Source organism: Paenibacillus dendritiformis, assembly GCF_945605565.1.
Lineage (GTDB): Bacteria > Bacillota > Bacilli > Paenibacillales > Paenibacillaceae > Paenibacillus_B > Paenibacillus_B dendritiformis_A.
In genome coordinates, this window is record NZ_OX216966.1 from 2,957,149 (window position 1) to 2,970,277 (window position 13,129).

A 13,129-nucleotide genomic window follows, 5' to 3' on the forward strand; every position below is an offset into this window, starting at 1 on the left:
TTCTATATGGAGGCCGGGATTAGACGCGAGTCACTTTACCTGCCTTCAATGCACGCGTGCTCACGTATACGCGTTTCGGTTTGCCGTCGACCATAATGCGAACCTTTTGCACGTTTACGCCCCAAGAGCGGCGAGATTTGTTGTTCGCGTGCGATCTGTGATTACCCGAGCCTGGTTTTTTCCCCGTTACATAACATTTGCGAGCCATGCCTTACACCTCCTTATCCCAAAACACCCTTCTTACGTTAAATACCTAAATATGATATCATATTTTAAAATCTGTAGTCAACCGAATCAAAAACTTTGTTTATTTCTCTTTTCTATTATAGTACAATGTTGATTAGTCCATAATACTCAAAAAAAGGAGTGGAGTGAACCATGGCCATCCAACTCGATATGGAATTCGGCAAGGTGAACATTTCGGAAGAAGTCGTGGCGGTGATTGCCGGTTCTGCGGCTATGGAATGTTATGGACTCGTTGGAATGGCATCGCGCAAGCAACTGAAGGACGGTATTGCCGAATTGCTCGGACGAGGCAATTTGTCGCGTGGTGTCGAAGTGCGCCAACAATCCGATAGTCTACATATCGATTTATATATTATTGTGAGTTACGGAACCAAAATCTCCGAGGTGGCGCACAACATCCAAGCCAAGGTGAAGTATGTACTCGAACACGACATCGGTCTCGCAGTGGACCAAGTGAACATCTTTGTACAGGACGTACGCGTACTAAGCTAGGAAGGGGAATATTCGTTGAACAAGCGTTCTTTAAATGGAGCACAATTTGCCAGTATGGTGCTTGGCGGGGCCGATTCGCTCAATCGCCATGCCGAACACGTCAATACGTTGAACGTCTTTCCAGTCCCGGATGGAGATACGGGGACGAACATGAATTTGACGATGACTGCGGGCATTACCGAAATGAAAGCGAAGCCGTCCACGTCTATCGCCAAAACGGCGGAGGTGCTGTCCAAAGGGCTGCTTATGGGCGCCCGGGGGAACTCGGGAGTGATTCTGTCCCAATTGTTCCGGGGATTTAGCCGGGCCGTAGCCGGCCTTGACGAAGTGAACGCATTCCAATTCGCCCACGCGCTGCAAGGCGGCGTGGACACTGCTTATAAAGCTGTGGTCAAGCCCGTGGAAGGCACGATACTGACGGTCGCGAAAGAAGCGGCGAAGCATGCCGTCTATATTGCGCGCCGGACGCCGGACTTGGTCGAGTTCATGCGGGAAGTGACGAACAAGGCCAAGGAAGCGCTGGCCAAGACGCCGGACATGCTGCCTGTGCTGAAGCAAGTCGGGGTCGTCGACTCGGGCGGACAAGGCTTGGTCTATATTTATGAAGGATTTCTGGCTGTGCTGGAAGCAGGGGCGGAAGGAGCTGCCGAAGCGGTCATATCGGTTCCGGTCGAGAAGACGACTGCGGCGCCAATGCCGGCGCAAGCCAAGCTGCACACGGAAGACATCGAGTTTTTATATGATATGGAATTCTTTATCGATCGTACCCGCAATCGCGCTGCAGCTGTGCCATTTCATGAAGATATATTCAGGAAAGCGCTTGCAAAAAATGGGGATTCCATTATCGTTATCGCAGACGACGATATTATCAAAGTCCATGTTCATTCCCGCAAGCCGGGCGAAGTGCTTGATCTGGCGATGCAGTACGGGGAATTGATCCGGATTCATATTTTGAACATGCGCGAGCAGCATCGCGATATTTTGCAAGGGGAGCATGGAGAAGTGTCCGCGATGCCTGAGCTGTTCGCGGAGATGCCGATTGCGAATATCGCCACGGAGAGCGTTCCGGTGGAGCCGCCTGCGGACGAGATTGCTCCTTATGGCTTCATCGCCGTTGCGATGGGACAGGGCATCCACGACATCTTCACCAGTCTCGGGGTGGACATCGTCCTGTCCGGCGGCCAGACGATGAATCCGAGCACGCAGGATTTCATCGATGCTATCGGCAAGATTACGGCGCAGCACATCTTCATCCTGCCGAACAATTCGAATATCGTGATGGCGGCGAAGCAGGCTGCGGAATTCGTGGACCGTGAAGTGACGGTCATCGAGACGAAGACGATCCCGCAAGGCATTGCGGCGGCCTTCGCCTTCCAGGAGGACGAAGACCTGGAGGTGAACCGGACCGCGATGCAGGATGCGGTCAGCCATATTGTGTCTGGACAAGTTACCTACGCCGTGCGCGATACGACGCTGGACGGGCTGGATATTAAGGCGGGCCACTATATGGGCATCGCTAACGGCAAGATTGTCGTGACGACCGAATCGATGAGCGACACGCTGCAGCAATTGCTCGCGAAGATGCTGGAGGACGGCGGCGAGGTCATTACACTGCTTGCCGGCGAAGAGGCGAAGGCGGAAGATACGGAAGCGCTAATCGAATGGCTGAGCGAGCAGTATCCGGACGCGGAAGTGGAAGTCCATGAGGGCGGACAGCCTATTTATGCATATCTTATCTCTGTAGAGTAACGAAGGAGGGATGTGAATGGCATCTATCCGTATCGTCACGGATAGCACAGCGGATATTCCGCAGGAATTACGCGAACGCTACCGCATTGAGATGATTCCGCTCAAGGTGCATTTCGGGAACGATATGTACCAGGATGCGGTCACGATCAATGCAGAGCGGTTCTATCAATTGCTTGTTGAAGCGAAGCGGCTGCCTACAACGTCCCAGCCTTCTCCTATCGAGTTCCTGGAGGTGTTCAAGCGGTTGAATGCCGAGCCGGACACGCAGATCATTTCGATTCATCTGTCGGCCGCATTCAGCGGAACGTATCAATCCGCAGTGCTCGCGAAGAACATGATGGAAGAAGAGGCCGACATTACGATTGTCGATTCGAAGTCGGCATCCTACGGATTCGGGCTCATCGTGGTGGAAGCCGCCAAGATGGCGGAGGCAGGCCGTACGAAAGAAGAAATTTTGGCCATGATTGAACGTTATCAGCGGGAACGCAAGCTTTTTTTCTTGGTTGATACATTGGAATATTTGCAAAAGGGCGGCCGCATCGGCAAAGCAGCAGCTTTATTCGGCACACTGCTCAATATTAAACCGATTCTCTCGATCGATGATGGGGGAGAAGTGTATGCGGTCGAAAAGGTGCGGGGACATAAGAAAGCGGTGGCCCGCATCCTGGAAATGCTGAAGCAGGAATTCGAGGGAAGACCGGTGCATACGGTCATGGGATATACGAGCAATCCGTCGGCAGCGGATGAATTGGCGGCAGCGATTCAGAATACATTGGACGTTCGATCCATGGACTACACGATCGTAGGCTCCGTCATCGGTACCCATGTCGGGACCGGCGTCGCTGCCGTCTTCATGTGGCCTGCGGACGAAGCATCGTCCTGACAGGATACGGACGTTACCGGCCATGATTCCATTGAGTCAATGTCCCGTAACCATGGTCAAAGGCGTGAGCGCGTTGAAACAAACCGAGCTTCACGCCTTTGGCATTTTTACCGTTGCCGATTTGCTCGATTATTTCCCTTTCCGCTATGAAGATTTTCATCTCCGCCGCCTGAGCGAAGTGAAGGATGGCGATAAAGTTACGGTCGAAGGACGCATTATGAGCCAGCCCGTCCTGCAGCGGTACGGCCGCAAGTCCAGGCTGACCTGCCGCGTGCTGGTGGAGGAATGGCTGATTACGGCCACCTGGTTCAACCGCCCGTATCTGCGCGAGCAGTTGGAGCAGGGGCGGGATATTGTGCTGACCGGCAAGTGGGATCAGCGCCGGATGCAGCTGACGGTGTCGACGTCGGAATTCCCCGATAAAGGGACAAGCCGGATTGGCACGCTGCAGCCGGTCTACTCGGTCGGGGGCAAGATTACGCAGGCGTGGATGCGCAAGACGATTGCCCAGGCGCTGCAGCAGTTCGGCGAAGCGATGACAGAGCCGCTTCCGCCGGAGATGCTCCGGCGCTATCGGCTGATACCGCGCAAGCAAGCGGTGCGGGCGATGCATTTGCCGCAGGATGTCGAAGAAGGCAAGCAGGCGCGGCGGCGGCTCGTCTATGAAGAATTGCTGCTGTTCCAGTTGAAGCTGCATGCCTTCCGGGCGCTGACCCGCGAGCGCTCGGACGGTGTCGCATTCATGGTCGACAATGCGACGGTGCGCCAATTCACCCGCAGTCTGCCGTTCGAGCTGACGGACGGGCAGAAGCAGGCGATTACCGACATTTTGCATGATATGCGCCAGCCGTCCTGCATGAACCGGCTGCTGCAGGGCGATGTCGGATCAGGCAAGACGGTCGTTGCCGCGACCGCTTTGTATGCGGCTGTCCGGGCGGGGTACCAGGGGGCGTTGATGGTCCCGACGGAAATATTGGCGGAGCAGCATATGCGTTCGCTGTCGAAGCTGTTCGAGCCGCATGGCATTGAGGTCGGGCTGCTGACCGGCAGTCTGACCGAGCGGAAGCGCCGCGATGTGCTTGCGGCGCTGCAGATGGGCATGATCGACATCCTGGTCGGGACGCATGCGCTGATTCAGGAGGATGTCCAGTACCGGAAGCTCGGTCTCGTCATCACCGACGAGCAGCATCGCTTCGGGGTCAATCAGCGTAGCATTTTGCGCCGGAAGGGCTGGAATCCGGATGTGCTGACGATGACCGCAACCCCGATTCCGCGAACGCTGGCGATTACGGTCTTCGGCGACCTGGACGTGTCGTCGATTCGGGAACGTCCGGCGGGCCGCAAGCCGATCAAGACGTATTGGGTCAAGCACGACATGCTCGATCGGGTGCTGGGCTTCATTCGCCGGGAAGCGGAGGCCGGGCATCAGGCTTATGTCATCTGTCCGTTGATTGAGGAATCGGACAAGCTGGACGTGCAGAACGCCATCGACGTGCATGTGCAGATGCAGCAGGCCTTCCCTGATCTGCCTGTCGGGCTGCTGCACGGACGGATGACGCCGGCCGAGAAGGATGAGGCGATGCGTTCCTTCAGCGCCGGAGAGACGAAGGTGCTCGTCTCGACGACGGTCATCGAGGTCGGCGTGGACGTGCCGAATGCGACGCTCATGATCGTGATGGATGCGGAACGATTCGGGCTGTCGCAGCTTCATCAGCTGCGGGGCCGGGTTGGCCGGGGCGGGCATCAGTCGTATTGCGTGCTGATCGCCGATCCGAAGTCGGAGGTCGGCCAGGAGCGGATGCGCATCATGACCGAGACCGAGGACGGCTTCGAGCTGTCGCAGCGCGATCTGGAGCTGCGCGGTCCGGGGGATTTTTTCGGAACGAAGCAGAGCGGATTGCCGGAGTTCAAGCTGGCGGATATGGCGAATGACTACGCGGTGCTGGAGCAGGCGCGCGATGATGCGGCCGCGCTGATCCGGTCGGAGACGTTCTGGACGTCGCCGGATTATGGCGGTCTGCGGGAGGTGCTGCAGCGCGAGCAGCTGCTCCAGGGCGAGCGGATGGATTAGCCCCGAGTCGTTCGCGGGCGGCCGGCCGGATGGCTTTCCGGCCGGTTGGGCAATTCGGGCGGATAGCAGACAAGCGTTCGGACATATATTGGAACAGAGTGCCATTCGAGCTCGCTCCGATGAGCTCTGGCCAACTTGTGTTCCGGAGGTGTGCCGACGAAGATGAGCTATACGAAATACGGAATCAGCCCGCAGCTCGTTGAACGAATTAAACTGAAGATGAAGCAGCCCGCCATGAAGGAGCGGGTCAAGCAGATTGTGGACGGCGTGACGAAGGCGGATCTTCAGAACCGCCAGACGGTCCGCCGGCTGCTGCGCAAAGTAACGAGTGCGCTGAACGAGTCCATCAGCGCCCAGCAGGAGGAAGCGATCGTGCAGTTCGTGCTGGCGCAGAAGATTGACCCGAACAATACGTTCCATCTCCTGAAGCTGTGGGGGATGTTCCGCTAAGGGAAGAGGCTGTCGCGTCAAGGGGCTGTCCCATAAGTAGTTTGAGCTACTGTGAGACAGCCCCAACCTGCTTCTAACCGCTCGACTTGCCGAAAAAACTGCGAACATACAGTTTTTCATTCTGACGTCTACTCCGTTATCGACATTCCTGCAAAACGGCAGGAATTTCCGCCATGCCTGTGGGTTGAAAGCAAAAATCCGCGAAAAGGATGTACTTTTGCAGGAATATCATCAGATAGGGCTGATATAGCGTAAATTCCTGCACCAATGCAGGATTGGCTGCCTCAACCATCTTCGACCGCTCATCCCGCTGATCTTCCTGCCTCTACCTCCTCTGTTGTCCCGTCTTGCCTGCGTCAATTCAATGCCTATGGGGCAGTCCCTTCTGACATGTCACGCAATAGGAATAGGATGATATAAAACATTATTTCTATAAATCAGTTCTACAGAATATCTTTATTAAATATTACTTTAATAGCCATAGCTTCTCCAGATTAGAAAATGCCCGTGAAACTTGGGAACGCGTGAAAGGATGCAGCTCTATCTCAGCATGACACGCGGATGTAATGCAAGCTCTCCAGGAGAGTATATTTTGTTCTGCTTTACTCCTTCATTTTTAAGCACATCATGGAATTTACCTCAACCTGCTTCATTATGATTTTCTTCGCATACGATGCTTCTGCTCCATTCATCTTCATCAGTTTTCATCACTTCACACATTGTTGTCTACATGGAATAACGATGACATGTGAATACTGTATTTCCCGCCTGATGCTCAGACCATGTCGGCTCTGCTGACGCAAGGAAAAATCGTGAGGGTTCATGCATGCCGTGAGATTTAATAAGCAATTATGGAATACTAACGCTTGTTACGAAATAAACCTACAATACTGATGTGATTAATTCGTAATAAACCGTGTTAGGGGATGAATATGGACAATAAACATTGTTATTATTATGTCATTTCAGAGTTATGCCAATTGCGTAATGTCGCTTTGGAACAAGTGGATATCTTTCATTTGCTCGGTGGGCATACGTTTACGGTAAGCAAGGAAAGGAACGAACCTTTCCCGCTTCTGAATATAAAGGGCAGTGTTATCGATGATGAACATTTCCGCATATGTACCGGATTATCCATAGAAAAAAAGCTCTTTAGCAATCATGAGGAAGCGCTAAACGTTGTTATGAAAAGGATGGGCGAAAATGATCTGCAAACGGTATGCACCAATTGTTTTTTCTTGCCTTATGATGCTGTAAATTACAAAAAAAATATTGGTACCCATTTCATAATTTTAAGATCCTATGATTCAGCAAGTGACCAGTTTACGTTAAGCGACCACAAATATGAGCACGCTGCTTTGAGCAGGGAAGATTTGAAGCTCGCCATGGATAATGTAAAGGAGTATAAAAATTGTTTGCTTGATTTACATTTTGAAGCGGAGTACAGCTTTCAGCAGATTAAAGACTCAATTCGAGAGGTAATCAAGGCAAATGCGGATAGAATTTTATCAACGCTTCAGCATCAATTCAATGTTCTGAAAATGGAAATAGAGAATATAAATTCCTTAGATTCTTTTTACCGCTCTTTTTCATATTTTGAGTTGCTGAAGTCAATTAAAAATCCGAATGGACCGATTATCTCAAAGCATTACTTAGTAAGAAGTCTGCCTGGCAATAAGCCAAATCTGCAAAACATAATTTCCGACTGCATTCAATTATGGGAGAGATTTTCTGTTGATATCTATAAAAATTATACCAATGATTCGCCTCTTCCATTGGATGCTCAACTAGATAATCTGTTGAAACGAGAAATGGATATAAATAAACAACTAGTCGATTTTACATAGAGGATAGACTTTCCGTGCCGGTATTCATTGTTCTTTTTTGTGTGTGTACTAATGAGTTGACTGAAAAGGAGGTGCCGCACAATGAAACAACTTAAAGTGTATAAGCTTGGGGTTATTGATGAAGTAAAACAATAAGTACTTACGAGGGGCATAAATACACTCTTCTTGATAGGCTGAATCCCTAATTGAGGAGGTGCATAACAATGAAGAAGCTGGAAGTGGTAAGAATCGGGACCCTTGGCGCTTCAAAACGCCCTACTTAAGATTTGCTAGCTTAGTTTATAGTTAAAGCGTTAAAACCATTAGTACACACTCTAAACAGAATAATTTATAGATAGGTGGTATTTTGTTGTACACATTGAATCCAAAAATGGCCGTTGAAAATTTCAAAAGCGGAAAGCTATTTACGGATGTTGTGACTCGCGAATCCTTTTTTATGGAGGATGAAATCTATCATATCATCCAACCCGCATCGGAGAGGTATGTTACGATTCATGAGCTCTATAATGAGAGTTACCCGTTTGAAGAATTTGAAGCTTTTATTGAAGAGCTATTGCTTCATGGCATTTTAATTAACGATTCCGCACCTGTTGAGTAATGAGATAGAAAGCTTGCAGTTATTGACGGCTCGTATTTCAACTGATGGAGGATAAACTGTGAAAAAAATAGGCGTTATTGGCGCTGGCGTTATGGGTAAAGGCGTTGCCCAGGCCTTCGCCCAGTCAGGCTATCCGGTCGTACTCATCGATATATGCGAGAATCTATTGTTGACAGCAAGCGAGGAAATATACAACAACGTCAGGTTTCAGGGATTATTCCGAAGAGGTGAAGCCGTGGCAGATCCTGACGCCGTACTGTCGAGAATACGATTATCTACGGATTATGAGTTGCTTGCCGATGTGGATTATGTCGTCGAGAACGTAACGGAAAGATGGGAGACCAAGAAGGAAGTGTATCAAAAGCTGGACCGTATCTGTCCGGATGATGTTGTCATCCTGGTTAATACTTCATGTATCTCGATTACGAAAATCGCAGCATTAACGAAACGGCCATCCCGAATAGCGGGAGCTCATTTTATGAATCCAGTGCCTATGAAGCCGGCGGTTGAGGTCATCCGCGGATATCATACAGCGGACTCGACGATAGAGGAGATTAAGGACCTGCTCTTATCCATTGGTAAAGAAACGATCGTAGTGAATGATTACCCAGGCTTTGTATCCAACCGAATTTCTCATTTATTTATGAATGAAGCGGCCTTTGTCGTTCAGGACCAGGTGGCTTCCCCTCAGGAAGTGGACGAAATTTTCAAGAAATGTTACTCCCATACTATGGGCCCCTTGGAAACGGCTGATTTGATAGGCTTAGATACCGTGGTGCAATCATTGGATGTGCTATATGAAAGTTATCAAGATTCTAAATTTCGCTGCTGCCCCCTGCTGCGGAAAATGGTCGAGGCCGGCTTGTGCGGCAGAAAGTCGGGACAAGGATTTTATACATATGAATAAAGCTCGGTGCAGGCGAATGGCCAAATTGGATGGTAGATAAGAAAGGAGATAGTTATGGAAGCGGCAAAGGTAAAAATCAAGCAATTTCTGAGCAAGTTTTTCAGAAAGCATGAATTACAGGATGATGACGATATCTTTTCATTGGGATTTGTCAACTCTTTGTTTGCGATGCAATTGGTCATGTTCCTCGAAAAAGAATTTCATATCCGGGTTGATAATAAAGATCTGGACATCAACAATTTCAGGTCAATCAATAAAATAGTTGAACTGATTGAGAGAAAAGCCGGGGTTGTTAATAATCTGTAAAGTAGGTATGTATGATGAAAATGGAATTGACGAAGGAACAGCTCAACTGGCAAACGGACTTCAGGGAATTCGTAGATGATGTCGTGACACCCTATTCTGAAAAGAACGACAGAGAAGAGCGCCTTGATCCCGAATTAATCGAGCGATTGAAGGAGAAGGGTTACCTAGGCTCCATGCTGCCGCAGGAGTATGGCGGAATGGGACTGGACTGGGTTACCATTGGCATCCTGAATGAAGAAATTGGGCGCGGATGCTCTTCCTTGCGAAGCTTGCTGACCGTACATGGAATGGTGGCACTGGCTCTTCTTCGCTGGGGAAGTGATGAACAGAGAAGTCAATGGCTGCCGAAAATGGCCGCCGGTGAAATGATCGGCGCTTTTGCGCTCACCGAGCCAGGGGTGGGCAGTGATGCCAAGAATGTGCAGTCGGTGGCGGTTGCATCCGACCATAGTTATGTACTCAATGGACATAAAAAATGGATCACGATGGGACAGATAGCGGATATTTATTTGGTATTTGCGCAGTGCGAAGGCAAGCCAACGGCTTTTCTGGTCGAACGCAACACTCCTGGCTTTACCACAACTCCTATAACCGGCATGTTGGGCGCCAGAGCTTCGATGCTGGCGGAACTGCATCTGGCCGATTGTGTAATCCCGCAGGAAAACCTGGTTGGCAGCGTCGGGACGGGATTATCACATGTGGCCTTGCATTGTCTCGACTACGGCAGATATACGGTAGCCTGTGGATGTGTGGGCTTGGGGCAGGCTTGCTTGGAGCAGTCGGTTCACTATTCAAGAAAAAGAAGGCAATTCGGCAAGGCATTACGGGAGAACCAGCTGATCCAGAAGATGATAACGGAAATGACCGTAAATGTGAAGGCTGCAAGGCTGTTGTGTTATCATTCGGGGTATTTGAAGGATGTCATGGATCCCGATTCGATAATGGAGACATGGACGGCCAAATATTTTGCGTCCAAAATGGTTAATCAGGTCGCTAGCGATGCTGTGCAAATCCATGGAGCGAATGGATGCAGCCGTGATTATCCGGTGGAAAGGTATTTGCGGGATGCCCGAATTAATGAAATTATTGAAGGAACCTCACAGATGCATGAGATGCTGATCGCGCTTCACACGATTAGAAATATATAGCCGTTATTATAGCTGGGTTGGAGGAATTATGTATGAATAATCATATCTCCGCGCAGAAAGAAAAACAAAAAATGAAATGTATTGTATGGGATCTGGACCATACGCTATGGGATGGGATCCTTCTCGAAGACAGCAATGTCACGCTTCGGGATGGAGTTGTTGAGATTATCAAAACGATTGACAGCCGGGGAATATTGCAGTCTGTTGCGAGCAAAAACGAGCATCAATCGGCCATGGACAAACTGGAAGAGTTCGGGCTCCAGGAATATTTCATTCATCCTCAAATCAACTGGAACGCGAAGTCCTCTTCCATCGCGGCGATTGCCAAATCGATTAATATCGGGATAGACACGATCGCATTTATTGACGATCAACCCTTTGAAAGAGAAGAAGTCCAGTTTGTTCATCCTGACGTCCTCTGTATCGATGCCTCAGATTTACCAGTACTCCTGAGTATGCCGGAAATGAATCCGAATTTTATTACGCAAGACTCCCAAAATCGAAGAAAAATGTATTTATGCGATATCAACCGCAATCGTGCCGAGGAAAGCTTCACAGGTACGCATGAAGAGTTCTTGGCGTCGCTGAATATGAAATTCACGATATCCAGGGTAGGTGAAGGGGACTTACAGCGTGCCGAGGAATTAACGGTAAGAACCCACCAGTTGAATACAACCGGTTACACCTATTCCTATGAAGAAATCGATAAGTTAAGAAAATCGGATACCTCCCTGCTGTTAATTTCAGATTTGGAAGATAAATATGGAACCTACGGAAAGATCGGGCTTGCCATTGTCGACCTGGGGCAAGAGGTATGGACAATCAAGCTCCTTCTCATGTCTTGCCGCGTCATGTCGCGCGGCGTCGGGACCGTGATGATCAACCACATTATGAACCTGGCCAAAAAGGCCAATGTGACGCTGCGCGCCGATTTTGTATCCACGGATAAAAATCGGACAATGTATGTGACGTATAAATTTGCCGGCTTTCAGGAGGTTCATGAGGAAGGAGATTTCATCATCTTCGAAAATGATCTGTCCGCGATACAGCCGCTGCCGGATTATATCAAGCTAGTCGTAAATGATTAAGGACATTCCTTATAGTACAAGGAGGCATGAGTCGAAAATGGAGAAATTCGCTTTTCTTTTTCCGGGGCAAGGCACTCAGTTTTTGCAGATGGGAAAAGCATTTTATGATCATTATCCGATAGCCAGGCAGACCTTTGAGGAAGCAAGCGATGTCTCAGGCCTGGATTTGGCTAACCTCTGCTTCAGTGGGACCGTAAGCAGCCTTAATGAATTTTCAAATATGCAGCTTGCCATTCTGACTACGGAGATTGCGATATTCAGGGCGTATATGAACGACTATGGCGTGTACCCTCAATTTGCCGTTGGCCATAGTATTGGAGAATATGCCGCGTTGGTGAGTGCAGGCGCGATGACCTTCGCGGATGCGATCACCATCATGATGAAACGGGGAGAGCTGGTAAGCAGGATCATACAAAAGAATATGGGGCATATGGCAATCATTGAACAAGCCAGCTCGCAAATGATAGAAGATTGCATTAAGGCATCCCATGCACAGGATAGCGTTTATATTTCATGCTTTAATTCCGAGAGCCAATATGCAATCAGCGGATGGAACGACAAGCTTGAAGCGGTTGAGCAGCTGTTGCTGGATAAGGAGGCCATTGTGTCTCCGCTATTTCATAGTCCGCCCATTCACTCTCCTGCAATGAATGAGATTTGCATGGAATATTTGGATTTTATGAATGGGTTTGAATTTTATCCATTCCGTTTTCCTGTCATTTCGAATTATTCCGGAGCTCCTTTCTCCGATCCGGCTCAAATAGCAAAAACGCTAACTTACCATTTAATCAGTCCCGTGTTATTTACATCGGCTAGTAACCTGTTTCATAAATATGGCGTTACGGCGACGATTGAAATGAGTCCGAAGTTATTATTGTCTGAATTTATTAAGGAAGATCAACCGAATATCAAAACGTATTGCTATGGCTTGATAAATGACAAGCAAAAGCTGGATGAGTTGTTCCAATCCGATCCGAATTTTGTCAAGGATATGCCCAATTTTGCGGGAAGATGCCTGAGCATACTCGTGTCCACCGAGAACAAAAACCAGAACCAAAACGAATATAAAGAAGTTGTTAAAATCTATGAAAAAATTAAAGAAAAATATAATGAGCAACAAAAGAATCATGCGGGAACGGCAGCCGACCCGCATGCGGAAATGCTCGATATGCTGATTGCCGCACTTCGAATGAAAAGGCTTGAGCCGAAACAATTGAAAAACTGCGTAAAAACGTTATTGGATGAAACCAATTCTTTCTACCGGTTTGCAACCGTATATAACGCCTTATAAACAACGAAGATCATGAATGCGGCGTTAAGAAAGTACAGGTAAGCATGCGAGTT

At 49.1% G+C, this 13,129-nt stretch carries 14 protein-coding genes; 12 read left to right on the plus strand and 2 right to left on the minus strand.

What is annotated here, in order from left to right:
• Nucleotides 1-19: 19 nt before the first annotated feature.
• A complete protein-coding gene (rpmB, locus tag NNL35_RS12990; protein ID WP_006675263.1) occupies nucleotides 20-208 on the minus strand; it encodes a 50S ribosomal protein L28 in 189 nt (62 codons plus the stop codon).
• 170 nt (nucleotides 209-378) lie between these two features.
• On the opposite strand from rpmB, the gene NNL35_RS12995 reads away from it, so the two are divergent.
• The 5 genes from NNL35_RS12995 to NNL35_RS13015 all read left to right on the plus strand — a co-directional run bounded on the left by NNL35_RS12995 (nucleotide 379) and on the right by NNL35_RS13015 (nucleotide 5,891).
• A complete protein-coding gene (locus NNL35_RS12995) occupies nucleotides 379-738 on the plus strand; it encodes an Asp23/Gls24 family envelope stress response protein (protein ID WP_006675264.1) in 360 nt (119 codons plus the stop codon).
• Between the two features lie 54 nt (nucleotides 739-792).
• Entirely contained in the window at nucleotides 793-2,487 is a 1,695-nt protein-coding gene (locus NNL35_RS13000) for a DAK2 domain-containing protein (RefSeq protein WP_006675265.1), read from the plus strand.
• Nucleotides 2,488-2,503: 16 nt separating this feature from the next.
• The gene (locus tag NNL35_RS13005; RefSeq protein ID WP_006675266.1) at nucleotides 2,504-3,370 is read left to right on the plus strand and encodes a DegV family protein; all 867 of its coding nucleotides are present in this window, start codon (nucleotides 2,504-2,506) and stop codon (nucleotides 3,368-3,370) included.
• 22 nt (nucleotides 3,371-3,392) lie between these two features.
• Entirely contained in the window at nucleotides 3,393-5,441 is a 2,049-nt protein-coding gene (recG, locus tag NNL35_RS13010) for an ATP-dependent DNA helicase RecG (protein WP_083835488.1), read from the plus strand.
• A gap of 162 nt (nucleotides 5,442-5,603) precedes the next feature.
• Nucleotides 5,604-5,891 (plus strand): stage VI sporulation protein F, encoded by a 288-nt coding sequence (locus tag NNL35_RS13015; RefSeq protein ID WP_006675268.1) that lies wholly within the window; start codon nucleotides 5,604-5,606, stop codon nucleotides 5,889-5,891.
• Nucleotides 5,892-6,027: 136 nt separating this feature from the next.
• Here NNL35_RS13015 and NNL35_RS13020 read toward each other — a convergent pair whose 3' ends face one another.
• A complete protein-coding gene (locus tag NNL35_RS13020) occupies nucleotides 6,028-6,183 on the minus strand; it encodes a hypothetical protein (protein ID WP_158000425.1) in 156 nt (51 codons plus the stop codon).
• A gap of 640 nt (nucleotides 6,184-6,823) precedes the next feature.
• Here NNL35_RS13020 and NNL35_RS13025 point away from each other — a divergent pair.
• The 7 genes from NNL35_RS13025 (at nucleotide 6,824) to NNL35_RS13055 (ending at nucleotide 13,076) form a co-directional block, all read left to right on the plus strand.
• Nucleotides 6,824-7,738: a BtrH N-terminal domain-containing protein gene (locus NNL35_RS13025; RefSeq protein WP_006675269.1), complete on the plus strand. Its 915-nt coding sequence runs from the start codon at nucleotides 6,824-6,826 to the stop codon at nucleotides 7,736-7,738.
• Nucleotides 7,739-8,087: 349 nt separating this feature from the next.
• Nucleotides 8,088-8,336: a hypothetical protein gene (locus tag NNL35_RS13030; RefSeq protein ID WP_006675270.1), complete on the plus strand. Its 249-nt coding sequence runs from the start codon at nucleotides 8,088-8,090 to the stop codon at nucleotides 8,334-8,336.
• 58 nt (nucleotides 8,337-8,394) lie between these two features.
• A complete protein-coding gene (locus NNL35_RS13035) occupies nucleotides 8,395-9,243 on the plus strand; it encodes a 3-hydroxyacyl-CoA dehydrogenase family protein (protein ID WP_006675271.1) in 849 nt (282 codons plus the stop codon).
• A gap of 54 nt (nucleotides 9,244-9,297) precedes the next feature.
• Nucleotides 9,298-9,549, plus strand: a complete 252-nt coding sequence (locus tag NNL35_RS13040) for an acyl carrier protein (RefSeq protein WP_006675272.1) — start codon at nucleotides 9,298-9,300, stop codon at nucleotides 9,547-9,549.
• An 11-nt stretch (nucleotides 9,550-9,560) separates the two neighbouring features.
• Nucleotides 9,561-10,697: an acyl-CoA dehydrogenase family protein gene (locus tag NNL35_RS13045; protein WP_238535271.1), complete on the plus strand. Its 1,137-nt coding sequence runs from the start codon at nucleotides 9,561-9,563 to the stop codon at nucleotides 10,695-10,697.
• Between the two features lie 32 nt (nucleotides 10,698-10,729).
• Nucleotides 10,730-11,785, plus strand: a complete 1,056-nt coding sequence (locus tag NNL35_RS13050; protein WP_006675274.1) for an HAD-IIIC family phosphatase — start codon at nucleotides 10,730-10,732, stop codon at nucleotides 11,783-11,785.
• Between the two features lie 37 nt (nucleotides 11,786-11,822).
• Nucleotides 11,823-13,076, plus strand: a complete 1,254-nt coding sequence (locus NNL35_RS13055; RefSeq protein WP_006675275.1) for an ACP S-malonyltransferase — start codon at nucleotides 11,823-11,825, stop codon at nucleotides 13,074-13,076.
• Nucleotides 13,077-13,129 lie beyond the last annotated feature (53 nt).